Here is a 25,876-nt window from a genome sequence, read left to right on the forward strand (position 1 = left end):
GCTAAGGCAGCACGTCATCGAGTAGGTCCCCCACGCGATGACGTTCCCACGCGCTCAGCAGGTTCGAGAGCATCTGCAGCGGCGCGCGCACGCTTTCGTCGTCCCGGATGCGCGGATCCTTCCGGGTGCCGGGCACGGTGTCGAATCGCTTGCGGATCAAGGCCGGCACGTCCAGCAGCCAGGCGACCCCCATGGCGGCCGCGTAGAGCAGCATGTGCCGACGCAACTGGCCAGCCTCGAGCTGCGGACCGCCGCAGCGCTCGTATTCCGTGACGAACAGTTGCAGCAGATCGTCGAGATGGGTGTCCCACATGTCGGTCTCGGCGCCGGACATCGCTCCCCACAGCGCCATGCCGAGGTTCATCTGGCCGACGCATCCCCAGTCCATCAGGCCGCAGTGCAACGTGCCGCCGGTGTCGCGCCAGAACCACGCGTTGTCGATGTTGGCGTTCCAGTGGCACAGCGCGACATAGTCGGAGTCGTCGGCCAATTGGTGTGCGATCACCTGCTCGTGGAGCGCCACGCGCGGCGCGTCGTCGCGCAGGCGGGCCAGGAATTCGGGTGAGCAGGCATTGGTCGGCAGCAGCCCAGGATGCGTCTGCGCGAATTCGGCGAGCTGGCTCACCCGCCGGTCCAGCTTCTCCGCGGACAGCGGCGCGCGTTCGCCCACCGTCGCGGCCCGCACGTCCAACGGAAAGTGAGCGGTCAATTCCGCGGGCAGCCGACCCGAGCGATGCGTGCCGGCGAGGCGCGCAAGCGCGGTCAGCAGCGCTCGGTAGTGCCCTAGGGGCTCGGGCATCTCGTAGTCGAGGCACTTGTGGTATTGGCGCTCGATTCCGTTGCCGTCGAATTTGATTCGCTCGGTGACCAGCAGGCCGGTGCCGGTGGGGCGGTGGTAGTCGGCGAACTGCGGGCAGGGTACGGCGATCGGGAATTCCGGGGCGCGGGACAGCGAGGCGAAGCGCACCTCGGGCTCCATCTGTGTCTTTCCGCGGTCGCGCACCGGATTGTCGAGATCGCGGGAGAACTTCACGAACAGCTCGGTGTGCAGATCGGGTGCGGCACGGTCGTATTCGACCGACAGCACCACCTTGCGTCCGGTGCTGCCACCGCTGATCTCGCGGTAGTCGCTGATGCGAACGACGCTGTTGTCGGCGAGGACACCCGAAGCCCGAAAGGCCTTCGTAAGGAACGCAGCTCCACCGCTGAGCAGGGTCGCGGGGTCCGCCGGGATCGGCAATCCGTACTGATCACCGACCACCCAATGCGAACTCACACCGCTACCAGGTCTGCTCGGCCGCGCGCACCAGCATGCGGTTCACCGCCACCCGGCGATCGCGGGTCACCATGAACAGGACCGCGTCGGCGATGTCCTCCGGCCGCAGCATGACCATGCCCGACGTCTGCTTTTCGAAGGCCTCCCGCGAGGATTCGGTCAGGTGGCTGAAGATCTCGGTATCCACCGTTCCCGGGCCCACCACGCCGACGCGCACCCGCTTGGCGAGCACCTCTTGGCGGATGCCTTCGCTGAACGCGTTGACCCCGAACTTGGTGAGCGAATACACGGCGGTGTTCGGCCGGGCCACCCACCCGGCGGTGGAGCTGATGGTCACCAGGTCCGCCACGCCGCGTGGCGAGTCGGCGGCGGCGTCGATCAGGTGTGGCAGCGCCGCGCGGGTCGCGTAGAGGACGCCCTGCACGTTGACGGCCACCATGTTGTCCCAGTCCTGCAGCGGCGCTTCGGTCGCGGGCGCCGATTGCATCAGGCCGGCGTTGTTCACCAGGGTGTCGAGCCGCCCGAACTCCGCGATTGTGCGCCCCACGGCGGCCGCGACCTGATCGGCGTCCGTGACGTCGGCCGTGACGACGAGCGCTGTGCCACCGGCGGATTCGATCTCGCCTTTCAGCTCCGCCAGCCGGTCGGCGCGGCGCGCGAGGAGAGCCACCGCCGCTCCCTCGGCGGCCAGCGCTTTGGCCGTCGCCGCTCCGATGCCACTGCTGGCGCCCGTCACCAGGGCCGCGGTGTGCGCCAATGTCGTCATGATCCGCCCGTCGGTTGGGTGCGCAGTATCTGGTGTAGAACGTAGTCGGTGTCCTCGCCCAGATCCGGCGCACCGCGCGCGATCCGCGCGGGGTTGTGCGCCATCCGCCAGGACGGTCCCAGCACCGGTCGCTGGCCTTCGCGATGGTCCGAAACGAAACGATACAGCTCGCGGTCCCAGAGTTGTTGATCGCCAACCACATCCATGGCGGTGGCGCTCTTGGTGGCCGGGACTCCCGCCGCCCGTAGCCGGTGCGCGAGTTGCTCGGCATCGAGCTGGCGGGTCAGCGCGGCGAGATCGGCGTCGAGGGCCTCGGCGTGCCGCTGCCGGTCGTCTGGGGTGGCGTAGCGGGGGTCGCCGGCCAGCGCGGCGGCACCGAGCACTCCGCACAACCGCTGCCATTCGGTGTCATCGGCGACGGCCACGCTGATCCACGAGCCCGCCGCGCACGGGTAGCAGCCGTGCGGGCACAGGTCGGGGTGGTGGTTGCCGTCGGGCCCGCGTCGTCGCCCGGTGAGGCTGTGTTCCAGCAGGCAGTCCCCGATCATCGAGGAGAGGGTTTCGACGGCCGACACGTCGACGAATTGCCCTGCGCCGCTGAGCTCGCGGTGCAGCAGCGCCACCACGGCGGCGTAGGCGGCCGCCGCGCCGACCGTGGAATCCCCGTAGCGCATGCTGGTTCCGAGCGGCGGTCCACCGGGGTAGCCGACCAGCGGTGCGAGCCCGGCGAGCGCGGCGAAGCACGGCGCGTAGCCGGTCTGATGACCTAGCGGTCCGTCGTTGCCCCACATTTTGATCGACACCGAGATGATGTCGGGTTTGATCTCGGTGAGCTGCTGATACCCGAGGCCCTGGCGCTCCATCGCGCCCGGCCGCAGGTTGTTGATGACGATATCGCTGCGGGCGATCAGCTCCCGCAGTTGCGCCATGCCCTCGGCGGACTTGATGTCGATGTCCACGCTGAGGATCTCGGGGTTGATGCTGAGAAAGAACGGGGCGTGGTTGATGTCGGTGCCGCCGTAGGCGCGCATCTCCTCGGGCAGCGCCGCGGTTTCTACCTTGATCACCTCGGCGCCCAACAGCGCCAACAGCTTGCCGGCATACGGACCGGCCCACACCTTGGTGAGCTCGACGACGCGCACCCCCTGCAGGGGGCCACCGCGCGGTGCCCTCGGCGGCTTGAGCTGCGCCGCCTTCGCCGCCGGTGGAGCGTGGGGGACATCGAGTCCACCGAGGACCGACGCGGTGTGCTGACCGAGAGTGGGCGCCGCAGAGACGATTTCCGCCGGGGTCGCACCGAACCGGTACGGCACCGTGGGGTACGCCGCGTCACCCAACACGGGGTGGCTGACGGTGGAAAAGAAGCCGCGGTGGACGTACTGGGGCGCGCGGTGCAGGTCGGCGGCCTCGTTGACCGGCACCAGGGGCACACCGAGTCGCTGCGCCTCGTCGGCCGCCGTCTCCTTGGACAGGTCGCGGACCCACGCCGCGAATCCCCGCTGGAACGCCGCGACCTTGTCCGGGGTCACGGAGAACTCCAGCCAGTCGTCGTCGAAGTCGTCGAGCCAGTCCAGGCACCCCATCAGCTGTTTGACGCCGAGCCAGTGGGCGCGGCTGGTCATGTACAGATAGACGAAGCCGTCGGCGCAGGCGAAGAACGACGCGGGGCCCTGCTGGTCGTAGTCGTCGCGCGTGCCGAGGGCGGGGACTTCGCCGGTGACCAGGCGCCCCAGAATGCAATCGGCACGCGAGACCAGCACGGCCTGCTGCGAGACGTCGACGGCCTCGCCCCCGCCGGAGTGCAGGCGCCCGAACAACGCCGCCGCGACGCACAGCGCCGCCTCCAGCCCCGCCTCGTAGTCGGCCAGGAACCGGCCGGACCCCCGCAGCGGCGGCCTGGTCGGGTCCGGATGGCTGGGGGTATGGTAGCCCCAGCCGCTGGCGTGGAACACGTTGATGCTCTTCGCATTCGCGTACTCGGCCGGGGCGTTCTCACCGAATGGCGTGATCGAGCAGAACACCACGCCCGGGTGCCGCTGCGTCCCATCGGTGGCGCCGTCGTCGATGACCGCGTCGGCGCCGCCGATGAGCCGATCCAGGCTCTCGGCGCCGGCTCGCGAGGTCGCATCGAGAACCACGGAGCGCTTGTTCGTGTTGAGGTAGGCGAACAATGCGCTGCCCTCGCAGCCCTCAGCGAGGCGGGGCGCCATGGCCCTGGTCGGGCTGCCGCGCCCGGGCGCCTCGACCTTGATCACCTCGGCACCGAAGTCGGCCAGCAACTTTCCGCAATACTCCCCCGCGACGGATCCCGCCAGCTCGATGACCCTGAAGGCCGTCAGCGCCGACATGTGCTCCCTCGCAAGGCGGTCAGGGCTTCGCGCGCCCGGAGCGGCTCAGTCGCCATTCCGGCGGGAAGTTCATGTCGTTGTCCTTGACCACGTTGTTGAGGCCCTTCTCGAAGGTGCCCGCGGTGAGGTCGACCTCCTGCGCGTCGTTGGCGATCATCGGCAGCATGCCCTCGACCATGCCGGTCAGCAGGCTGCCGAAGTACTCACCCTTGTGCTGCTTGTAGAGCTCCAGGAAGGTCTTCTGGACGGCAACGGTGTCGGTCGGGCGGGCCTTCGAGCACGCGAGCGCGTACTTGAGGGTCTCGTCTTCCAGCTTGTCGCGGGGCACCACGCTGTTGACGAAGCCGCAGTCGTACATCTCCTTGGCGCTGAACGGCCTTCCGGTGAACAGCATTTCGGAGAACTTGCGCAGTCCCATCGTCTCGGCCCACCACCACAGCCGGGGACCCCAGCCCACGTAGCGGAACGCCGGGTGGCCGAACAGTGCGTCGTCGGAGGAGATCACCAGGTCGGCGTCGCCGGCCTGGTAGAAGTGCCAGCCGTAGCAGTAGCCCTTGGCCTCGATGATGCTGATCTTCCGAAGCTCTTGCAGCGGCCGGTTTCCGGCGCGCGCCTTGGCGTAGAAGTCGGTGACGGTGGACAGGTAGCGGTAGGAGCCGCCGGGCGGGTACTTGACGTCGTCGTCGTTGATCGCGAGCTCGTGCAGCAGCGGCATGCCCGGGTTCTCCAGCATCCCGCGCTGTTCGGGCAGGTCGCCGCCGCTGCCGAAATCCTCACCCTCGCCGCGGATCACGACCACCTTGACGTCGTCGTCCACGTTGCACTTGTGAATCAGATCGGCGTAGTTCTGCCGCATTCCCAGCGTGGTGGAGTTCTGCGCGTCGGGGCGGTCGAAGGTGATGTAGGCGATGCGGTTCTTCTTGTCCTTTTCGAACTTGATGTACTGCTCGGCTTCCTTCTTCATTTCTTCATAGTCGTATTCGGGCATAGTCTTCTTCCTTCAGTTGAATGTTGTTAACGCTTACTTGAGCAGAGCGCCCGCGTCGACAGGTAGCGAAACGCCTGTGATGTAACGAGATTCGTCCGAGGCGAGGAACAGGACGGCGTTGCTGATGTCGACCGCTTCGACCCACGGTACTGGCAACGTGTGCATCATTTGCGAGAACGGCGCGAAATCGTCCGGCCCGGGATTCTCCAGGTCGGGCCGAAACAACCGGAACGTCACCTCATTGATCGTCATCGGGGTGTTTACCTGGCTCGGGTGTACCGAGTTGACCCGAATACTGTGCTCCCCCAACTCGACCGCGAAGGCCCGCATCAGGCCCAGCACGCCATGCTTTGCGGCGATGTAGTGGCCGGTGTGGGCCATGGCCTTGTGCGATCCGACGGAACCGGTCAGCACGATCGAACCGCCGCGCCCGCCGGCGATGATATGTGGCACACCGACTTTGACGGTGTGCCAGACCCCGGAGAGGTTCACGTCGATCATGTCGCGCCAGATGTTCTCGCGGATCTTGTGCAGCTTGTTGCCGAACGTGCCGATGCCCGCGTTGGCGACGATGATGTCGAGGCGGCCGAGTTGTTCCACCCCGCTGTCCACGGCCGCCTTCAGCGCGTCGTAGTCGCGGACGTCGACCTGCGCGGTCACGATGCGCCGGTCGAGAGCCTTGACCAGGTCGGCGGTTTCGTCGAGGTCTTCCGGTGTCGAGTGGGGATACGCCAGGTTCTCGATCGGCCCGCAGACGTCGATCGCGATGATGTCGGCGCCCTCTTGCGCCAGGCGCACGGCATGGCTGCGGCCCTGGCCGCGGGCCGCACCGCTGATGAACGCTACCTTCCCTTCTACCCGGCCCGTCATCGTGACACCAGCGCCGGCATGCATTCCCAGCCCCGCACCGTGGAGGTCGGGCTGAGGGTGGCTTTGCTCAAATCGACCTCCCACTCGGGGAATCGCTTGAGGATCTCCTCCAGCGCCACGCGGCCCTCCAGGCGCGCCAGCGCCGAACCCAGGCAGAAGTGCGTGCCCATGCTGAAGGTGAGGTGCGGGCGGACGGCGCGATGGATGTTGAATTCGCCCGCGTCGGGCCCGAATTGGGCCTCGTCGCGGCACGCCGATCCGATGAGCATCATCATCACGCTGCCTTCGGGCACCGTTTGGTCGTGCACCGTGACGTCGCGGGTCACGTATCGGGACACGTGTGGGGCCGGCGGCTCGTAGCGCAGAAGCTCTTCGATGGCCTGCGGGATGAGGGCGGGGTTCTCGAGGAGGTCGCGGCGTTGGTCGGGGTGCTCGGCGAGAACCTTTCCGGACCAACCGATCAGCCGTGTGGTCGTTTCGTTGCCGGCCCCGGCGACGACGTTGAGGTAGACGAGGATCTCCTCGCGACTGAGGTGCCGATTCACACCGGTTTCATCGACGAACTCGACGTTGAGAAGTTCGGTCATGATGTCGTCGGACGGATGCTCGGCGCGCCAGTCGATGTACGCCTCGAACTGCTCACCCACGGACAGGCCGTGCTGGGCCGCATCCATGGGCTTGCCGGCCTCGGTGCGCAGCTGGGCGTTGCCCCGGTCGCGGATGTACTCCTGATCGTCTTCGGGGATGCCGAGCAGCATGCTGATGACCTTCATCGGCATCTGCGCGCCCAGGTCGGTGACGAAGTCGAAGTGGCCCGAGCCCACCAGCGGGTCCAGCAGTTGGGCGCAGAAGTCGCGGATCATCGGCTCCAACGCGGCGATCCTGCGCGGGGTGAACATCCGCGACAGCAGTTTGCGGTGCACGTCGTGAATCGGCGGGTCTTCGAAGATCAACATGCCCGACGGGATTTCGAGGTTGGCCTTGATCAGCTCGAGGATCGCGCCCCGCGCGGAGCTGTACGTCTCGTGGTCCACGAGCGCCTTGCTGACATCGGCGTAGCGGCTCACCGCGTAGAAGTCGAATTCGGCGTTGTAGTAGAGCGGCGCCTCTTGGCGCAACCGCGCGAACATCGGATACGGGTCGGCGATCAGCCCGACATCGTATGGATCGAAACGAACATGGCTGTCGGTGCTCGCCGTCACGAAACCCCTCCTACCGCTGCAGTTTTGGATACCCGCATTACCCGCACCAGTGCTCGCGCTGCCAGCATTGCAGCGTTGGATTCGGTCCGGGGCAATTTACACACTCCGCTTAATTGCGTCGCTTCGACATGTGCACAACTTCGGCTGAAAACGGCGCATGAACGTCGACTCACTCTATTGTCGTAGAGAACCATACTGCGGGTGCTCTGGCAAGGGTGGGAAGTCCGCGCGCCGGATTCGGTCGGGGCTGTCATCGGGGTCCGGGCGCCCCGCCGCGCAGCACCCGCAGACCGCCCGCCTGGGTGAGCCGGCCCTTGTCCGAACTGCGCAATATTCCGGCCGCGATCGCCGACAGCACCCCGTCGAGCTGCTCGGCACTGTCGACGATCCGGTCGCCGTGGGCGAACCGCTGCAGCAGGCCGTTGATGAACGTCAGCGTGACGTTGCTCAGATCCTCGACGACGGCCGGGTCCAGTTCCGCGCCGTGCGGCATGAGCTGCACGAGGATTTCCCGGTGCAGCTTGGTGAACTCGTCGGTGGCCTGCTGCAGGATCGCGGCGAGCGCGGGATCGCGGGTGGCCTGCATGGTCAGCTCGTATCGGGCCCTGGTCCGGTACAGGTGCGGGTCGCTGCCGGCCTGGATGACGACCTGCGACAACCGCGAGGGTGTGGGAGCCTCACCGCCGGCGTCGGAGCTGTCCGCGATCGCCTGCAGTTCGGCGAGGTCAAGCTCGGCCGAACGTTCCGCGACGGCCCGCAGCAGCGCCGAGCGGGTGCGGAAATAGAACGACGTCGTGCCGTCCGGCACACCCGCTTTGCGGTCCACCTTCAAATGGCTCAGCCCTTTGGCCCCGTCATCGGCCAACAATCGAATCGCCGCATCGCATAGATCGCGGCGGCGCTCGGCGGGATTAGGCTTTCGTCGTCTATCCATTGTTATTCAGGATCAAGACACTACTCTATATTCGTAGTGTCGGTAAAGGAAGCCATATTTCCCGCCGCGACGGCGCCGCGCCGCACGCCGCCAAACAAACTGCGGTGCAAGAGTTCCGGGGATTCGTCGGCTACCTGAGTAGAGTGTGTTGCGATGAGCCCCCGTCGAGTTCGCGTGATCAATGCCGTTGCCCGGCTTGGGTCCATCGGTCTGGTTGCCGCGCTGGCCGGTGGCTGCCACCAGGCGCACAAGCCCGCGCCACCCAGCCCGCCGACCACCAGCACGTCCGCCCCGTCTGCCGCGCCGCCCGCGCCGCCCGCGCCGGCGCCGATTGTGAAGGTGGCGCCGCTGCCCGTTCGGCCGGTGACGAAGTCACACCCGACGACGCCCGCCACCAAGTGCCCCGACATGGGTCCGAACGTCCCGGTGGCCCCGACCGACCCCCTCAACACGTGCGACCTCGCCCGGGCCAACGTGTACACCCTGGGCCCGGAAACCATGCAGCTCGGGCTGATACACGTGGACCCGCCCCAGGCCCTGACGGCCGACTTTTACCAGGTGACCCTGGTGCTCGACCCGCCGTCGGCGGCGGCGTGGGCGTCGTTCACCGCCGAGCACGTCAAAGACCACGTGGCCTTCATCCGGGACAATCTGGTGCTGGAAGCACCGATCATCGAGGAACAGGTCACCTCCGGACGGATCGTGCTGACCACCCAAACGGCCGAGGGCGCAGCGCAATTGGCCCAGCTGGCGGGTCGTCCCGCGTGACCGCGCCGGGGCGTCCCGATCGCCTCGCGCTCGGCATGCTCAGCGTGTTCGGCCTTCCCCCAATCGAGTTCGTGGAGCTGGCCGCGGAGCTAGGCTGCCCCCGCATCTCGGCCGCCATCCAGGGCATGCCGCTGGTGCCACTCGGCTACCCTGCCTTCTCCCTCAAGGACGACGCCGCGCTCAGGAAGGATCTGCTCGCCGCGATGGACGATCGCGGCGTAACCATCTCGCTCGGCGACGGATTCCTCGTGCGCCCCGGCGCCGACGTGGACGCGCTGCGGCCCGACCTCGACGTGATGGCCGAACTCGGCGTCCCGCGGATCAACGTGGTGAGCCTCGACCCCGACCTTCCGCGCACCCTCGACCAGTTCGCGGCGCTGACCGAACTTGCCGCCCAGCGCGGCATCGGTACCGTCGTGGAACCGGTGCCCGGACTGACCATCGGTGACCTCCCCGCCGGCCTGGCCGCCGCGGAATACGTTGGGCGAAGCGAATTCGGGCTGCTGGTCGACACCATGCACCTGATGCGCTCGGGTTCCGGGGCGAGCGAGCTGGCGGCCGTCGACCCCGGGCGCATCGGCTATGCCCAACTCAACGACACGACGCTGCGGCCGCGCATGGACAACTACCTGGAGGAGGCCATGTTCGAGCGCCTGGTGCCCGGCGAGGGCGACCTGCCCCTGCGCGACATCCTGGCCGCGCTGCCCGCCGACATCGTCATCGAGATCGAGGTCCCGCAACGATCTTTGGCGCTTGCCGGGGTGAGCCCGATCGAACGGCTGCGCCCCTGCGTCGAGGCGGCACGCCGGCTGCTGGCCGGCGTTCAGACCGGATAGCGCAGCGGAAGACCGGCGGCCGAATAGATCGCGTCGATCACGGTCATGTTGTCGATCGCGTCGTGCGGGGTCGTCTTGATCGGCGCGCCGCGCAGCACCGCCGCGGCGAAGGCATCCAGCTGATAGGCGTAGGAGGCGCGGCGGCCGAAGTGTTCGGTGCGTCTGCCCTTCGCCGACCGGACCGAGAGGCGGTGAAATGCCTGCGGCATCACGGGATTCACGATGCGCAACTCGCCGCGTTCACCGATCACCCGGGCGCTGATCTGCAGTAAGCGCGGCGACCACATCGAGCAGCGCACCCGGCCGGTGTGGCCGGCCGGAAACCGCAGCTCGGCCGCCATGGCCCGGTCGACGCGCGCGTCACGCAACGTGGCGCGAGCGGACACGACTTCCGGGGACCGGCCGCCGAACGTGCGCGCCATATGAACCGCGTAGCAGCCGGCATCCATGGTGGCACCGCCGGCGAGCGAGTAGTCGTAGCGGATGTCGGAGAACTTCGGCAGCGGGAAGCACAGCGCCGCCTCCACGCGTTCGAGCGTGCCCAACTCCCCGGAGGCGATGATGTCCTCGGCCCGCAGGGTCAGCGGGTGGTAGCGATAATGAAAGGCCTCCATCACCACGCGATCCGATCCGTCCGCCAGTTCGGCGATCTCGCGGGCCTCGATCGCGTTGGCGGTGAACGGCTTTTCGCACAGCACGTGCTTGCCCGCGGCCAGCGCCGCCCTGGTCCACCGGCCGTGCAGACCATTGGGCAGCGGGTTGTAGATCGCGTCGATGCCCGGGTCGGCAATCAGCGCGTCATAATCGCCGTGCACGGTCGCGATGCCGTGTTGCGCGGCGAAGGCCCGCGCGCGGGTCACGTCGCGGGCGGCCACGGCGGCGACGACGACGTCCGCATTCTCCTTGGCGGGGTTGATCAACGCCATCGGCGCAATGCGCGCCGCCCCCAAAATGCCGATCCGCAACGGGTTTTCGCGCTTTGGCGCCGTCATGGTGCCGCACCGGGCGGCCGGCGGGCGGCGAAGCCCGGCGCATGCTCGGGCCGGATCCCCACTCCGACGAAGTAGGCCGGCACGACCGAGAGCCACGGCAGTCGCCGGACGACGCCGAGAACCCACCGCGGCGGGCTGGGATCCGCGCCGCGAAACACCGCCCGCACCAGCGCGGCCTGCAGCACGCGCTGGCCCGCCTGGGTCAAAACGGTGGCAACGGCGCGGCGGCGGCGCACAGCGGCCAGGTCGCGGCCGGTGACCCGGTGCCGGCGCAGCGGTTCGGCCAGCAGGGTGGCGGCCGCGACGGCGTCCTGGATCGCCAGGTTGATGCCGACACCGCCGAGCGGCGACATCGCGTGCGCGGCGTCGCCGATGCACAGCAACCCGTCGGTGTGCCAGCGGCGCAGCCGATTCACGCGCACGTCGAGGTGCTTGACCTCGTCCATGGATTCGAGCGCCGCCACCGACTCGGGCATGTCGGGCAGCAGCGCACCCACGTCGCGGCGGAAGGCCTCGACCCCCCGCGCGCGCAGTTGGGCGTCGCCGCCCTTGGGCCCCAGGTAGGCGATCTGGTTGTAGCCCTCGCGCGGGATGACGGCCAGCGCCTTGCCCGACCCGATGCGCGGCAGGAACGAGTGGTCCGCGGCGCCGTCGCGTGGCAGCTTGAACCACCACACGTCGAAGTTCACCGGGTATTCGTGGGCGGTGAGTCCGGCCTCCTGCCGCACGATCGACCAGCGGCCGTCGCAGGCCACCGTCAACTCGGCCCTGAGTTCGCCCGGCCCGTCGGGTCCGTCGTAGCGCACGCCCACGACCCGGCCGCCGTCGCGCAGCAGGCCGGTGACCTCGCTGCGCATCCGCAGGGTGAAACTCGGTTCGGCCCGGGCCGCCTCGGCGAGCAGGTTGAGCAGGTCCCATTGCGGGACCATGGCGATGTAGCGATGGGGTTGGCGGAGCCGTTCGAAGTCGAGGTAGGTGACCGAGTGCCCGTTGGATTCGAAGGTGCCCCGGCGGAGTTTGCTGAACGGCAATCGCGCGAACCGCTCCCCCAGGCCCAGCTCGTCGAGCAGCCGCAGCGTCGTGGGATGCACGGTGTCGCCGCGAAAATCGCGCAGGAAGTCACCGTGCTTTTCCAGCAGGGTGACCTCGACACCGGCCCGGGCCAGCAACAGCCCGAGGACCATTCCCGCCGGGCCACCGCCGACGACCGCGCAGGTGGTTGTTTCGACCATCAACGCCCCAGCATAGGTGGCGACCGCTCGCTAGAGTTCGGTGTCGAACACGGAGACGGGTTCGAGGATCACGCCGGTTTCTTCGACGTAGCGATCCCACAGCGCCACCAGCTCGGCCAGCTTGTCGGGATGCGACGCGGCCAGGTCGTGAATCTCGCCGGGATCGGAAGCCAAATCATAGAGCTGCCAGTCACCCGGGCCGTACGGCGCCGGCAGGTGCAGTGCCTTCCAGTCCCCCTGCCGGATGGCTCGGCGGCCGAACAATTCCCAGCCGGTTCCGGTGTCCGCGTCGTGCACGGTCTCCGCGGCGCCGGTCAGATACTCCACCAGCGAGCGGCCGCGCATGGGGGCCACCTCGCGGCCGCGGTAGGACGTGCCCGGGTGCGCGACGCCGGCCAGCTCCAGCAGGGTTGGCGCGACGTCCATCACGGTGCTGAACGCGGTGCCGATCTGTTGTTGCCGCGCGAATCCCGGCCAGGTGACAAAACCCGTCACCCGGATGCCGCCCTGGGTGGTGAACGCCTTGTGCAGTCGCGACGGCGCGGTGGCCGCCTGCGCCCAGCGCGGCCCGTACCAGATGAAGGACGTGGGCCGGCCGAGGTTGTCGAGGCTGTTGTCGCAATGCTTTTCGATCTGCGCGGCGATCTCGGCGCCGCGCAGCGGCATCGCCTCCACGATCGCGCCCTCGGCGCCGTTGTCGGACAGGAAGATCACCACGGTGTCGTCGAGTTCGCCGCTGGCCGACAGGTAGTCGATCACCCTGCCGACGTTGTAATCCATCCGGTCCACCATCCCGGCGTAGACCTCCATGCTGCGGGCCGAGCGCGCACGCTGCTCGTCGGTCATGTCGGCCCACTCGGGCGCGCCGTCGGCCACCACCGGGTGCGCGGTGACGTCGGGCGGGCAGAGACCGAGCCGCTTGAGGGCGGCCAGTCGCTCCTCGCGCAGCGCGTCCGGTCCGTCGTCGTAGCGGCCGCGGTATTTCGCGACGGATTCGTCGGGCGCCTGCAGCGGCCAGTGCGGCGCTTGGAACGGCAGGTAGGCGAAGAACGGACGGTCGTCGTCGGCCGCGCGCTCGTCCAGGTACCGCAGCAGGGTGTCGGTGTAGGAGTCCGACGAGTAGAAGTCGTCGCCGACGGTGACGAACTTGTCGTCCTCGGTGTAAAGCGTTGGCACCGGCGAAAACCCGCGCGCGCCCGCTCCCCCGTAGTGGCTGGCACCGGCGGGCAGCAGCGCGAACGAGCGCTCGAAGCCGCGTGCCCACGGCGACCTGTCGATCGTGGCGCCCAGATGCCATTTGCCCGACATCAGCGTCAGATATCCGGCGTCGCGCAGGAGTTCGGGCAGCGCGACGACCCGGTCGTTTAGGTAGCCCTCGTAGCCGGGGGCGCCGCGAAATCCCGGGGACGCGACTTCGAGCATCGTGCCGATGCCGGCGATGTGATGGTCGGTCCCGGTCAACAGCATCGCCCGGGTCGGCGAGCACGCCGGCGCCGAATGGAAATCGGTGAGCCGGATCCCGGAGTAGGCCAGCCGATCGAGGTTGGGTGTTTCGATCTCGCCGCCGAAGGCGCCGATGTCGGAAAACCCGAGGTCGTCCGCGACGATTACGAGCAAGTTGGGGCGCTTCACGCTCAAGCATCCTGCCAGGTCGGTGCTCACGGTGTAATGCCGCCGCACCGCCGATCGCGGCCGATATTGTCGAGGCATGGAGATGTTGGCGCAGTTCGGGATGTCCATACCGCTGGTTGCGGCCCCCATGTCGGGCGGACCGACCACCCCGGCCATGGTGTCGGCCGCCACCCGTGCGGGGGCCCTGGGCATGCTGGCTGCCGGCTACAAGACCGTGGAGGCCGTCGAAGCCGAGATCAAAGCCCTTCGCGCCGAAGGGATCCCATTCGGCGTCAACGTGTTCGCGCCGAACCCGGTGCCGGTCGATCCGCGACGTTACCGGGAGTACGCGGCGATCATCCAGGCCGAGGCCGACCAGTTCGGCCTGACGCTGCCGTCCGAGCCCGTCGAGGACAACGACAGCTTCGACGCGAAGATCGAATTGCTGCTCGACGATCCGGTTCCGATGGTGTCGTTCACGTTCGGCATTCCGCCGCGCGACGTGATCGCGGCGCTGCAACGGGCCAAGAGCGTGGTGGTCCAGACGGTCACCACGGCCGAGGAGGCGGAGCAGGCACGCGACGCCGGCGTCGACATGCTCGTGGTGCAGGCGGCGGACGCCGGCGGCCATTCCGGCACCCTGTCGCCGTCGCGGCCGCTGACCCCGGTCCCGATCGTCGACCTCGTCAGCCAGGTCGTGGCGACGGTTCCCCTGCCGGTGCTGGCCACCGGCGGGCTCGCCACGCCGGCCGCGGTGGCCGAGGTGATCCGGGCGGGAGCGGCCGCGGCCGCCGTCGGGACGGTGCTGTTGCGCGCCACCGAAAGCGGCGCGTCGACCACTCATCAGGCGGCGCTGGCCGATCCCGCGTACACCGAGACCGTGCTGACCCGGGCCTTCACCGGCCGGCCGGCCCGGGGCCTGCGCAACGCGTTCATCGACGCCCACGAAGCCGAGGCGCCCCCGGGTTATCCCGCCATCCACCACCTGACCAGCCCGCTGCGCAAGGCGGCCGCCGCGGCGGGAAAGCCGGACTACGTACACCTGTGGGCGGGCACCGGTTTCCGGCAAGCCACCGCCGAGCCCGCGACCGACATTCTGCGCCGGCTGGCATCCGACCTGTGAGGTTCAGTACTCGAAACGATTGAGCACGTCGTAGCCGCGCCCGCCGATCACCCACGTCAGCGCGTAGATCATCCGCACCGCGGCCGACGGGATGTGCTCGTAGCCGGCCAGCGCGGGCGTCTGCTCGAGGAACCGCAGCCGGGGATGCCAGGCCGCAAGACGGCGCGCGTCGCGGATGCCCCAGGTGATGATGCCCCTGGTGAAGACCTTGGACAGCAACGGGGCCAGGGCCGACAGCGTATCGAAATGCATTTCACCGCCGGGGAATCGGTCGATCAGGCGCTGCAGCAGCCGCCGGACTTCCTCTTCGTGCAGATACATCAGCAGGCCCTCGGCGACGACCAGGGTGGGACGCCCGGCGGGGACGTCGTCCAGCCACCGCAGCTCGGTCACCGACGAGCCGATCATCCGGTAGCGCTCGGTGTCGTCGTAGAGTTGCCGCCGCAGCCCGATGACGCTGGGCTGGTCGACGTCGAACCAGGAAACCGACGGCGGTAGGTCGAGCCGGAAGGCCCTGCCGTCAAGGCCGCAACCCAGGTGCAGGACAACGGCGTCGGGATGGCGGGAGAGGAAATCGGCGCACCAGTCGTCGAACTTCTTGGCGCGCAGCGCGACCAGGTATTGGTTCGAGGCGGGCATGGTGCTCCGGCGCATGCGCTTGAAGTCGTAGCTGATCCGGTCCACCGCGTCCGCGGCGACCGTGTCGCCCAGAATCGGCCGCTTCGAACGGCTTTCGCATGCGCGCAGATACAGTGTGACGAGATTCGTCCATTCCACCGATCCCCAGGCGACCGAGCTGAAATCGACTTTGTCCGTTGCGGTCATCGCTGCTTCCTCTTCGCGCGGTATTCGGTCCACATTTCCATGAGCTGGTCGCGGTAGGCCCGCGTGCAGAACTCGCAGAAATCGCGGAAGTCCTCCACGCGTTGCCGTTGTTCGGCGCGGTCCTCGTCCAGCACGGACAGCGCGAATTCGGCGGGTTCGATCCCCAGCCGCATCAGGGACAGCTGGGTTTCCAGCACGCTGGTGAACCCGCCCGGCGTGACCCGGTAGAGGTGCTGGCGGTTCGGGCTCGGCAACCGCTCGACCATGCCACCTTCGAGCAGTTGCCGGGCGACGGTGCTGATCGACGCCTTGCTCACGGACAACGCGGCGGCCAGCGCGGTCAGCGACTGCTGCGGCGGATCGCAGATCAGCAGCCACCCGTAGACCCGGCCCATGGTGCGGGTGGCGCCCAGCAACTCGAAGAACAGCCCGAGGCGGTCGACGAACTCGGCCTCGTCCGGCGACATACGCTCCATCCCGTTCGTTCAGTACGTACTAAACGTAACTTATACGAAGCGGGACGCTGGCGGAACCCCCCGCCGGTGATCAAGGGGTCTGGGTTGCCGGGCTCAGAACGCCTCGGGGTCGCGCTGCACGGCGGCGGGCACCGGGTGCCGATACAGGCGGGATGCGTTCTCCCAGCTGAACTTCCGGATGACGTCGGACGGCAGGTCGCCGATCTGTTCGTGGATGGCCTGCTGGGTGTGCGGCCACGTCGAGTCGCAATGCGGGTAGTCGGCTTCCAGCATGATGTTGTCGACGCCGATCCGGTCGCGCTGCACGAACGACGACTTGTCCTCGACCGCGCAGAACCAGAAGTTGCGGACCAGCACCTCCGCGGGGGTCAGGCGCTCGCCGAGCGCTTGCCAGGTGCCGTACATCGCGTGATAGCTGAGCATGTGGTCGAGGCGGTCGAGCAGTCCTGCCACCCAACCGATTCCGCCTTCGGACAGACAGATCTTCAGGTCGGGGAACCTGCTGGGCAGCCCCGAGTACAACCAGTCGACCGCCGCGGAGATGGCGTAGGCGAAAAACAGCACGCCCTGCACGTCCGGCGGCGCGTCCGCGGTGGTGGACGGCGACGACCCGGACGATCCGATGTGCAGGTTGACCACGGTGCCGGTCTCGGCGCACGCGGCCATCATCGGATCCCAGTGGTCGGTGTGGATGCTCGGCAGGCCGAGCATCGCCGGATTCTCGCTGAACGTCACGGCGTGAAAGCCGCGGTCGGCGTTCTCGTAGATCATCTTCGCGCCGAGCTCGGGGTCGAGCAGCCACGGCAACTGGCAGGGAATGATGCGGTCGGGATACGAGCCCGCCCAGACGTCGAAATGCCAGTCGTTCCAGGCGCGAACGCAGGCGAGCGCGAGGTCGCGATCGGTGGTCACCTGCTGCAGCCGCTGTCCGGCGAAGCCGGGCAGAAACGAGGGGAAGTTGAGCGAGGCGTAGATCCCGTTGAGGTCCATATCCTTGACGCGCTCGTGGATATCCCATGCGCCCCTGCGCATCTCGTCGAATCGGACGGGTTCGAAGCCGTACTCCGCCACCGGCCGCCCGACCACCGCGTTGAAGCCGACGTTGGGCAGTTCCCGGCCGTCGTACACCCAGGTCTGGCCCCCGGCGTCGGTGTCGACGACTTTGGGCGCACGGTCGGCGAACTTTCGGGGCAGCCGGCCGGCGAAGGTGTCGGGGGGTTCGACGATGTGGTCGTCGACCGAGATGACGGTGTAGCGGCGTCGCGCCCGGGGCGGATCGGGCAGGAAGGTGACCGAACGTTCGGTGCCGGTCTTCGCCGTGGTGAAGTTCAGGTCGGTGGCCAGCTCGTCGATCGATTTCACGCGTCAAACTCCTTGTGGCTCAAGTCAGGACGTCGGGGTCGGCCTTGATCGTCATCCGCGCGGCCCCGGCCCAGTACACGTCGGCGGCCCGTTCGATCAGCGAGCGTTGCATGCCGGCCATGTCCGACCACCGCATGGCCACCGGCTGCTTGCCGGTGAGCATGACGTCGTAGGCCAGCTTGCACACCCGTTCGATCGAGGCCGCGCGGTAGACGGCCTCGGCCAGGTTGCGGCCGGTCGCGATGACGCCGTGGTTGGCCAAGATGGTCAGGTTGGCCCCGCCGATGCGGGCCGCGAGATCCGCGGCGCGAGTGGGGCTGTCGATCTCGCCGTCGTAGGTCTCGACCAGGCACAGGTCGTCGAGGAACAGCGACCCAGTCTGGTGCACCAGCTCCGGCAGCCTGCCCAGCGCGGCGAGCACGCATACGTAGTACGGGTGGTTGTGGATGACCACGCGGGCGTCGTCGCGGACGCGGTGCAGTTCGGTGTGGATGTGGATGGCCGGGGTGACGTCCCAGCGGCCGCGGACCACGCGCGCGTCGGCGTCCACCACGCAGATGTCGGAGGCGCTGACCTCCTGCCACCACAGGCCCCAGGGATTGACGAACATGTTCGTCTGGCCGTCGAGCTGCCAGGTGATGTGTCCGGCCATGTTCTCGGCGAAGCCGATGCCGGCGAGGTGGCGGAACGCGATGGCGAGCGCCTGCTCGTGGGACAGCTCGACGCCGATCGGCGGAACCACTGACGGCGCCCAGACTTCCAGCCCGCCACGGCGTGCATCAGGTGCGTTCATGACCAGCCTCCATCCTGGCTCCAATATCCTCGCGAAGTCGGCCTTTGGCTATCTTTCCGCCCGACGAGCGGGGCAATTCGTCGAGAACGATGAGGCGCTCGGGCAGCAGTTCCTTGGAAACTCCCAGCGCCAGCAGGTGTTCGACGAGCTGGGGAAGGTCGATGGTGGCGGAGCCGGTGAGTTCGGCGTAGAGGCAGACCTTTTCGCCGAACACCGGATCGGGCATGGCGACCGCGGCGGCCACCGCGATGGCGGGGTGGGTGGTCACGGCGTCTTCGACCTGGCTTGCGCTGATGTTCTTGCCGCCACGGACGATGAAGTCGGAGGTGCGCCCGGTGACCCGCAGATAGCCGTCCGCGTCGATTTCACAGATGTCGCCCATGCGCATCCACCCGTCGGGGGTGAACAGCTTGTCGTGGTCGGTGCCGCCGAGGTAACCGAGGCTGGTCGCCGGGCCCCGGCACGCGGGCTGGCCCCGACCCGTGTCGGTCACGTCGCGGTCGCCGTCGAAGAGGCGGACCGACATTTCGGGGATGATGCGGCCCCCGGTGCGCAGCCGCCGTTCGCGGGAGTCGTCGACAGTGGTCGCGCTGAGCATCCCCGTTTCGTTCGAGCCGAAGAACTGCAGGATCTTGGCGCCGGTGAGTTCCTCGAATTCGGCCGCCGGGCGATACGGCAACGCCTCGCCGCCGGTGTAGACGACGCGCAGCGAGCTCAGGTCGCGTTCGCGGCTGGCCGGGTCCGCCATCAGCATGGTCAATTGTGTGCTGACGCAGCATAATACGGTGACCCTGTGCCGGGCGATGGCCTCGCAGGTGGCTTTGGTGGTGAACCGGTCCAGGAGCACCGCGGTGGCGCCGAGGTAGATCGGTGTGGTGTGGCTGGTCCAGAGCCCGAACCCGAACGGCGTGGGTATCACCGGCAAAAAGACGTCGTCCGGCGCCAGCAGCCCATTGGCGACGGCCTTCTGGTGGAAGTAATGCCAACGGTTCTGGGTGTGCACGACACACTTGGGCAGCCCCGTGGTCCCGGAGGTGGAATTGATCAGGAAAACGTCGTCGGGGCCGAGGCGGGCGTCGGTCGTGAGCGCGGTGGGTTTTGCGCCGACGTCCAGGCGAAGGGTCCGGTCCAGCAGCAGCGCCGGCAGCCCGAGTTCATCGGCGACGCCCGCGGCGGCCTCGCGGTGGGGCTCATCGCTGATCAGGGCCTTCGGCTGGGCGCTGCGCAGTATCGCTGTGGCCTCGCGGGTGCCGGCCCGTGCGCCGACGCCGACGACCACCGCCCCGCAGCGTTCGATGGCGACGAACAGGGCGTGGATGGCCGCGGAGTCACGGTGCCATACCGCGACCCGGTCCCCGCGCGTGACGCCGGCACCGGCCAGGGACTGCGCCAAACGTGTTGCGGCGTCGTCGAATTCACGCCATGTCAGCGACGCTTCGGGGTGGTCGACATAGGCGAGGCGGTTTGGGGTTTGCGCGGCGTTGCGGCGCACGGCGTCCGACAGCGTCGTATCGCACCACCAGCCGGCCTCGCGAAACCGGGCCGGGTCCTGTTCGGAGAATGCCGGCGACGACTCGATATCCAGCCCGCCGACGCTCATTCGGTCAATGATAGGAAAGCGACGCGGGGCCCGGTCTCGCTCCCGCCGAGAAACAGCCGGGCTAGGGATTCCTCGGGGCGGGAGTGGAGCGCTGCGTCTTGGCGGGAACATTCGGAGGGTGGGCCCGCGGCTTGTGGCAGTTATGCAGGCACCCGCAATTGAGGCCGATGATGCACCCGTTTCCACCGGTGGGTTGCACGCCGTCGGGATCGCTTTGCGAAACGGGCAGGGGGCTGGACAAAGCTGCTGACGTTGTCGGTCCTGTCGCGCTGCCGGCCGAGGAGCCCAGCGCGAGGACGAACGCGGCCACCCCCGCGCAGAACGTGGCTCCTGTTCTTTCGTTTCGGCTCCCCACGGGGCGCGAGTGTAGTTAGCCGAATGGAGATACACGGGACGCGCGCGCACCCGCAAGGACACTCCAAGGAGTCACCAAGAATCCTCTAAGGCCCGTCGCCGGGGCGTTGATTCGTTGCCCGGGGCGCCATTTCCCGCGCCCGGGTCCGCTGCCGCGCCCTTGCCGTCCGGATGGCATAGGCTGCGGCGCTGACCGCGAACATCGCCGCGGTCAACAACAGCCACCGACCCAGGAATGGGTCCTGGGTCTGGCCGGTCGCCGCCCGGTACGTGGCGCCGCCCTGCCTGATGATGCCGGGAAGGAACACCAGCAGCGTGAGGCCCGCCCCCAGCGCGGGCACCCGGAGATGGTTGAGCACGGGCACGTCGGGACCGGGGCGCGGCGCTCGGCGGGACAGCAGCCGGTCGAGGCCCGCGTAGACCGGGAACAACACCAGATCGTGGGCGACGACGGCCCCGGCGAACCACACGACGATCGACTGCCACCACACGTCGGGGTTCCACAGCGTGGCCGGTTTGACCGTGGCGACCACGTAGCCCAGCACCGCGAATCCGGCGATCATCGTCAGCAGGTGCAGCGGGTGGGACCCGTAGAGCCTCGCGAACGCGTTACGCATGGGCGGCCGTGCGGAAGTCAATGGCGGCCACCCATTTGGTGTTGTGCACGCCGGGCAGCGCGGGCACGATGATGCGCGCGGGAAAGCCGTGGTCCGGCGACAGGTCGGTGCCGTTGACCCGCAGCGCCAGCAGCGCGTCCGGGTGCCGCACCTGGTTGCCCTGCAGGGTGGCGCCGGCGAAGGCGCCGGAGCGTTCCAGCGACGACACGCGCGCCGAATCCGGCGCGGGCACACCGGCGAGGCGGGCGAGTTCGGCCAGCTGCACCCCGCTCCACGTTTGGGTGGTCGACCAGCCCTCCACGCAGGCGATCGGTAACACGGCGGTGTGTTGCGGCATCGCCAGCAGCGCGGCGCGGTCGACGGTCACCGGCCGGGGGCCACCGGTCATCGTTAGCCGCCATCGGTCGGCGGTGTCCAAAGGCGAGATGCCGGCGGCCGCCGCGGTCCGGTTGACCTCGAAGTCATTGGGCCCGTTGCCTCGGCTGCGCCCGCGCGGCAGGAGTAACGCGGCGGGCCGGGCGTACCCGCCGACGGTTTGACCGGCGGTGATGAGCGCGAGGAACAGCGCGCCCCCGCCCACCAGCGCCAGCGCGCCGCGGCGGCTCATCGTCGCGGGGCCGGGGTCGGCGGCGACCAGGGAGTCGGGCTGCCAGGGCTGCGGCTTGGTATCGGCGCGTGCGGTGCGCAGCACCTCCCGCAGCGGCATCGAGCGCAAACCGGACCACATGCGCCGGCTCTTGATCGCCACGTGCACGACGAAGCCGGTGATGAAGACCCAGGCGCCGAAATAGTGGGCGGTATAGAAGCTGAATCCGAAAATGTAGTCGTACTGGATGTTCAGCACGCCGGTGACGATCTCGAACAGGATGCCCCCGACCAACATCAGCAGCGAAACCCGTTCCAGCAGTTGGGCAACCGACCGTGCGGGCGGCACCACGAACAGTCGCGGTATCACCGACCACAGCTTGGCGAGCACCACGGGGATCAACACCAAACCGAGCCCGACGTGGAGTCCCTGGGTCAGCCGGTACAGCCACGACGGATCGGTGGGCCAGTCGAAGGTCGGCAACTTCAGCCAGCCGACGTCGCCCGGGATGGCCTGGCCGAGTCGCGGCCCGTAGGCGATGTAGGACAGCAGGCCGGTGAGGATGACGATCGGCAGCGTCACCAAGAGCACCGAGCCGAATACCGCTGTCAGCCAAGGTCCGCGCAGCGGGCTGCGCCACAGCCGCGCGGGTAGGCCGCTGGCGGTCCGAATGAGATGCACCATCGATCATCATTCACGAGGGGCCGGCGATAGCGGTTCATTTCGCTGATCCTCGCCGAGCGGCGCGAACCGAGGGTGCGGTCAGTCGTTGCCGCGCGGTGGCGGCTGCACCGCGACGCCGCCGGACTCGTGTTCGGGGCCCGCGGCCGGGTGTTCGGCCGGGACACGTTCGCGGAAGCGGGCGCCCTCGCTGGGCCGCTGCATCCCCGGCCGGTCGGTCGGGCTTCGGTACGGTCCTGGTTTGCGCCGCGGCTTCCCACCGGGGAAGGCCAATCGAAAGATGGTGCGGTGCACCATCAACCACTGCTTCGAGAAGCGGCCGGAGTTGTACGGCAGTTCGTAGCGTTCGCAGATGTCTTTGACCTTCGGCGCGATCTCCGAGTAGCGGCTGCTTGGCATGTCGGGATAGAGGTGGTGTTCCACCTGGTAGCCGAGGTTGCCGCTGATGACATGGAACAGCGGGCTGCCTTCGATGTTGGCGGCGCCGACCAGCTGGCGTACATACCACCCGCCGCGCGTCTCGTTCTCGACCTCTTCGGGGGTGAAAGTGTAGGTCTGGTCGGGAAAATGGCCGCAGAAGATGATGGCGTGCGCCCACACATTGCGGATGACGTTGGCCAGCGCGTCGGCGCCCAGGGTCCGCAGATAGGTGCTTTCCACCCCCGGCAAGAGCTTGTCCAGCAGATCCGCCGCCGAGCCCAGGCGACCGCCACCGGCCCTGCGCAGCGCTTTGCCCACCCGCGACCGCGGGGGCTGATCGAGCCTGCCGCGTGCGGCCAGCTGAACGAGCGCGAAGGCGCCGGCGCTGATCAACGGCCAGCCGAGGTAGTCCTTGATGATCTGCGCGCGCGCCTTTCCGCTGATGCCGCGCAGGTCCTTGCGCACCTCCGACCAGGGCTTCTCGCGGCGCCGGATGGCCTCGATGTCCATGTCGTGGATCGCCACACCCCACTCGAACAGCAGCGTCAGCAACAGGTTCGAGATCGGCTGGAACAGGTACCGCGGGGCCCACTTCTGCGCGGGATCGATGCGCAGGAGTTCGTAGCCGAGGTCTTTGTCTTTGCCGAGGATGTTGGTGTAGGTGTGGTGGATGTAGTTGTGGGAATGCTTCCACGCCTCGGCGGTCGAGGCGGTGTCCCAATCCCACACGGAGGAATGGATATCGGGATCGTTCATCCAATCCCATTGGCCGTGCATCACATTGTGGCCGATCTCCATGTTCTCGAGGATCTTGGCCATTCCCAGGCAGGCGGTTCCCAGGATCCACGCGGTTTTCGAACGCGATCCCAGCAGCAGGATGCGGCCGGCCACCACGATCTGTCGCTGTACCGAAATGACCGTCTTGATGTAGCGCCGATCCCGCTCGCCCAGATCGGCGAACACCTCGTCATGGATCGCATCGAGTTCCTTGGCGAGTTTTTCGAGCTCTTGTTCGCTCAGACGCTCAAGGGGGCTTTTCATCGTCTTTTCCGCGACGGAGGTCACCGGCCGCTCCTTTCGATCACAGTGCGAGTTTCACGTCGCCTTCGGCGGTGTTGATGCAGATTCGGACGTCCTGTTCGGTGGGCTCGATGACGTCACCCGAGCGCAGGTCACGCAGCTTGCCCGACTTCAGGGTCCCGACGCAGGTGTGGCAGATGCCGATTCGGCAGCCGTGGGCCAGATTGAGGCCGGCCTTCTCCCCCGCCTCCAAGATCGAGGTGCCGCCGTCACATTCGACGGACTTCTCACTGTCGAGAAAGCACACCGTGCCGCCCTCTCCGGCGTTGGCGTCGCCACCGATCTTGGGCTGGAACCGTTCGAAGTGCAGTCGTTCGCGGTCGGCGTTGCCTTCCCAGTGCTCGATCAGCGCGTCGAGCATGTCGCCGGGACCCGAGCTGAACGTCTCGCGTTCGCGCCAGTCCGGGCAGGCGTCATCCAGGTCGTCCGGCTTGAGCCTGCCCCGCTCGGAGGTCAGGCGCAGATCCAGCCGCATGCCGGGGTGCCGGCGGTCGAGGTCTTCGAGGACGGACAGGAACATCACCTGCTCGCGGGTCCGCGCGGAGTGGATGACCACGACGTCACCGAACGCGTCGCGATGGTCGAGGCTGCGCAGCATGCTGATCACCGGGGTGATGCCGCTCCCGGCGCTGATGAACAGCAGTTTGGGCGGCAGCGGTTCGGGCAGGGTGAAGACGCCTTCGATCTCGCCGAGCCGGACCAAGTCCCCGGGCTGGATCCGTTGCACCAGATACGGCGACACCACACCCCCGTCCACCTTCTTGGGCGTCACGCTGATCAGCCCGTCTTCGGGCACCGGATCCGACGTGAGCGAATACGCGCGCCAGTGGTAGACCCCGTCGATGACGACGCCGAGCCGCACGTACTGCCCGGGCTGGTGACCAGGCCATTCATAGCCCGGCCTGATCAGGACGCTGGCCGCTTCCGAGCCCTGCGGCTCGACACGCTCGACCTTTCCGCGCAGCTCCTTGGTGGTCCACAGCGGATTGATCATCTCCAGGTAGTCGTCGGGCTGTAGCGGGCTGAACAATCGCCGCACCGCGCGCAGGAACAGCCGACGCCCGCGTGGGACGTGGGGCCGGGCACCGCGTTCAGCCATAACAACGGAGTACACAGTTGTACACCGACTCAAACCGCCAATCTGAAACTGCTTGGGACACATGGTTACACATATGCAAAATGCGCATATCGGCATCGCTTATCCGTTCACCATTCGGTGTTGGGCGGGGTCGGCGCCCCGCGCGGCTAGTGTCGGTGGGTGTGTTGATCGGCTTTCTGCTCGCGTTGGGCTGCTCGCTCTGTTACGGCACCGCGACCGTGTTGCAAGCGGCGGGGACGCGATCGGTGGAAGCGGGCAGCGGCTCGGGCGTCGACGCCGTGCTGCTGCTGCGGGCCGTCAGGCAGTGGCGCTACCTGGTCGGGATCGGCCTCGACGTCGTCGGGTTTCTCCTTCAGGTGGCCGCGCTGCGGCTGGTTCCGATCTACGTCGTCGCCGCGGCGTTGGCCGCCTCGATCGCCGTCACCGGGGTCGTCGCCGCGTGGGTGTTGTCGGCCCGGCTGTCGCCGGTCGAGTGGTGCGCCGTCGGCGTGGTCTGCGCCAGCCTCGTCGCCCTCGCAGTGGCCGCCGGGCCCGGGCACTTTCGACACGCCCCGGCCGGGCTCGGCTGGGCGCTCCTGGGCGTGGTGGCCGCGGTACTGATCGCCGGTTTCGCCGCCGGGCGTCTGCCCGACCGCGCGCGAGCGCTCGCGTTGGGGCTGGGTGCCGGGACGGGCTTCGGCGTCGTCGAGGTCGGTGTGCGCCTGATCGACGTGATCGATCCGACCACGCGGTCGTTCTACGCCAACCCCGCCCTGTACGCGGCGGCCGCGGGTGGCGCCGCCGGATTTCTGTTGCTCACCTCGGCTCTGCATCGCGGATCCGTGACCACGGCGGTCGCGGGCATGGTCGTCGGCGAAACCCTCGCCCCGGCGTTCGTGGGGGTGGCGTGGTTGGGTGACACGGCGCGCGACGGGCTCGGTGGGCTGGTGATCGCGGGATTCGCCGTCGCGGTGGCGGCGACGTTGGTGCTGGCGCGGTTCGGGGAAGCGCCGGTGCCCAGCGAGGCCGGTGGGGCCGACGCTGTCTCGGGCCGCTGA

Annotated in this window: 23 protein-coding genes; 4 read left to right on the top strand and 19 right to left on the bottom strand. The window is 68.1% G+C overall.

What is annotated here, in order from left to right; translation table 11 throughout:
- Position 1 precedes the first annotated feature (1 nt).
- From OCU_RS38575 to OCU_RS38605, 7 genes are all read right to left on the bottom strand, one after another.
- Positions 2-1,261, bottom strand: a complete 1,260-nt coding sequence (locus tag OCU_RS38575; protein WP_009952405.1) for a hypothetical protein — start codon at positions 1,259-1,261, stop codon at positions 2-4.
- 19 nt (positions 1,262-1,280) lie between these two features.
- Complete coding sequence (locus OCU_RS38580) at positions 1,281-2,042, bottom strand: SDR family NAD(P)-dependent oxidoreductase (RefSeq protein WP_009952404.1); 762 nt, start codon at positions 2,040-2,042, stop codon at positions 1,281-1,283.
- A complete protein-coding gene (locus OCU_RS38585) occupies positions 2,039-4,390 on the bottom strand; it encodes a CaiB/BaiF CoA transferase family protein (protein ID WP_014380231.1) in 2,352 nt (783 codons plus the stop codon). The genes OCU_RS38580 and OCU_RS38585 overlap by 4 nt, the downstream gene beginning before the upstream one ends.
- Before the next feature lie 19 nt (positions 4,391-4,409).
- A complete protein-coding gene (locus OCU_RS38590) occupies positions 4,410-5,378 on the bottom strand; it encodes an enoyl-CoA hydratase/isomerase family protein (protein WP_009952401.1) in 969 nt (322 codons plus the stop codon).
- A 33-nt stretch (positions 5,379-5,411) separates the two neighbouring features.
- On the bottom strand, positions 5,412-6,248 hold the full coding sequence (locus OCU_RS38595; protein WP_009952400.1) for a mycofactocin-coupled SDR family oxidoreductase: 837 nt from the start codon (positions 6,246-6,248) through the stop codon (positions 5,412-5,414).
- Positions 6,245-7,450: a cytochrome P450 gene (locus OCU_RS38600; RefSeq protein ID WP_009952399.1), complete on the bottom strand. Its 1,206-nt coding sequence runs from the start codon at positions 7,448-7,450 to the stop codon at positions 6,245-6,247. The genes OCU_RS38595 and OCU_RS38600 overlap by 4 nt, the downstream gene beginning before the upstream one ends.
- A gap of 250 nt (positions 7,451-7,700) precedes the next feature.
- On the bottom strand, positions 7,701-8,384 hold the full coding sequence (locus OCU_RS38605) for a TetR/AcrR family transcriptional regulator (protein WP_014380233.1): 684 nt from the start codon (positions 8,382-8,384) through the stop codon (positions 7,701-7,703).
- 153 nt (positions 8,385-8,537) lie between these two features.
- On the opposite strand from OCU_RS38605, the gene OCU_RS38610 reads away from it, so the two are divergent.
- Positions 8,538-9,152 (top strand): SecDF P1 head subdomain-containing protein, encoded by a 615-nt coding sequence (locus OCU_RS38610; RefSeq protein WP_225331163.1) that lies wholly within the window; start codon positions 8,538-8,540, stop codon positions 9,150-9,152.
- Positions 9,149-9,988, top strand: a complete 840-nt coding sequence (locus tag OCU_RS38615) for a sugar phosphate isomerase/epimerase family protein (protein ID WP_009952395.1) — start codon at positions 9,149-9,151, stop codon at positions 9,986-9,988. The genes OCU_RS38610 and OCU_RS38615 overlap by 4 nt, the downstream gene beginning before the upstream one ends.
- Here OCU_RS38615 and OCU_RS38620 read toward each other — a convergent pair.
- The 3 genes from OCU_RS38620 to OCU_RS38630 are packed head-to-tail and all read right to left on the bottom strand — an operon-like array spanning position 9,976 to position 13,844.
- The gene (locus OCU_RS38620; protein ID WP_014380234.1) at positions 9,976-10,980 is read right to left on the bottom strand and encodes a Gfo/Idh/MocA family protein; all 1,005 of its coding nucleotides are present in this window, start codon (positions 10,978-10,980) and stop codon (positions 9,976-9,978) included. The genes OCU_RS38615 and OCU_RS38620 overlap by 13 nt on opposite strands.
- A complete protein-coding gene (locus OCU_RS38625; protein ID WP_014380235.1) occupies positions 10,977-12,212 on the bottom strand; it encodes an FAD-dependent oxidoreductase in 1,236 nt (411 codons plus the stop codon). The genes OCU_RS38620 and OCU_RS38625 overlap by 4 nt, the downstream gene beginning before the upstream one ends.
- 30 nt (positions 12,213-12,242) lie before the next feature.
- Positions 12,243-13,844, bottom strand: coding sequence for an arylsulfatase (locus OCU_RS38630; RefSeq protein ID WP_038538655.1), 1,602 nt, complete (start codon positions 13,842-13,844; stop codon positions 12,243-12,245).
- Positions 13,845-13,920: 76 nt separating this feature from the next.
- Here OCU_RS38630 and OCU_RS38635 point away from each other — a divergent pair, with 76 nt between their 5' ends.
- A complete protein-coding gene (locus OCU_RS38635) occupies positions 13,921-14,946 on the top strand; it encodes an NAD(P)H-dependent flavin oxidoreductase (protein WP_038536483.1) in 1,026 nt (341 codons plus the stop codon).
- A 3-nt stretch (positions 14,947-14,949) separates the two neighbouring features.
- On the opposite strand, the gene OCU_RS38640 is transcribed toward OCU_RS38635, so the two are convergent.
- The 9 genes from OCU_RS38640 to OCU_RS38680 form a co-directional block, all read right to left on the bottom strand.
- Positions 14,950-15,771: a class I SAM-dependent methyltransferase gene (locus OCU_RS38640; RefSeq protein WP_009952386.1), complete on the bottom strand. Its 822-nt coding sequence runs from the start codon at positions 15,769-15,771 to the stop codon at positions 14,950-14,952.
- A complete protein-coding gene (locus tag OCU_RS38645) occupies positions 15,768-16,238 on the bottom strand; it encodes a GbsR/MarR family transcriptional regulator (protein WP_009952385.1) in 471 nt (156 codons plus the stop codon). The genes OCU_RS38640 and OCU_RS38645 overlap by 4 nt, the downstream gene beginning before the upstream one ends.
- Before the next feature lie 102 nt (positions 16,239-16,340).
- Positions 16,341-17,609 (bottom strand): amidohydrolase family protein, encoded by a 1,269-nt coding sequence (locus OCU_RS38650; RefSeq protein WP_014380239.1) that lies wholly within the window; start codon positions 17,607-17,609, stop codon positions 16,341-16,343.
- A 19-nt stretch (positions 17,610-17,628) separates the two neighbouring features.
- A complete protein-coding gene (locus OCU_RS38655) occupies positions 17,629-18,402 on the bottom strand; it encodes a class II aldolase/adducin family protein (protein WP_044059215.1) in 774 nt (257 codons plus the stop codon).
- The gene (locus tag OCU_RS38660) at positions 18,389-20,002 is read right to left on the bottom strand and encodes a class I adenylate-forming enzyme family protein (RefSeq protein ID WP_009952380.1); all 1,614 of its coding nucleotides are present in this window, start codon (positions 20,000-20,002) and stop codon (positions 18,389-18,391) included. The genes OCU_RS38655 and OCU_RS38660 overlap by 14 nt, the downstream gene beginning before the upstream one ends.
- A 440-nt stretch (positions 20,003-20,442) precedes the next feature.
- On the bottom strand, positions 20,443-20,973 hold the full coding sequence (locus OCU_RS38665; RefSeq protein WP_009952378.1) for a hypothetical protein: 531 nt from the start codon (positions 20,971-20,973) through the stop codon (positions 20,443-20,445).
- Complete coding sequence (locus OCU_RS38670) at positions 20,966-22,243, bottom strand: molybdopterin-dependent oxidoreductase (RefSeq protein WP_009952376.1); 1,278 nt, start codon at positions 22,241-22,243, stop codon at positions 20,966-20,968. The genes OCU_RS38665 and OCU_RS38670 overlap by 8 nt, the downstream gene beginning before the upstream one ends.
- A gap of 78 nt (positions 22,244-22,321) precedes the next feature.
- Positions 22,322-23,725 carry a fatty acid desaturase family protein gene (locus OCU_RS38675; RefSeq protein WP_009952375.1) on the bottom strand — a complete coding sequence of 468 codons (1,404 nt, stop codon included), beginning with the start codon at positions 23,723-23,725 and terminating at the stop codon, positions 22,322-22,324.
- A gap of 16 nt (positions 23,726-23,741) precedes the next feature.
- Positions 23,742-24,839, bottom strand: a complete 1,098-nt coding sequence (locus OCU_RS38680; RefSeq protein ID WP_014380241.1) for a ferredoxin reductase — start codon at positions 24,837-24,839, stop codon at positions 23,742-23,744.
- A 149-nt stretch (positions 24,840-24,988) separates the two neighbouring features.
- Between OCU_RS38680 and OCU_RS38685 the strand changes: the two genes are divergently transcribed.
- Positions 24,989-25,876: a DMT family transporter gene (locus tag OCU_RS38685; RefSeq protein ID WP_009952373.1), complete on the top strand. Its 888-nt coding sequence runs from the start codon at positions 24,989-24,991 to the stop codon at positions 25,874-25,876.

The sequence above is a fragment of the Mycobacterium intracellulare ATCC 13950 genome, from assembly GCF_000277125.1.
GTDB lineage: Bacteria > Actinomycetota > Actinomycetes > Mycobacteriales > Mycobacteriaceae > Mycobacterium > Mycobacterium intracellulare.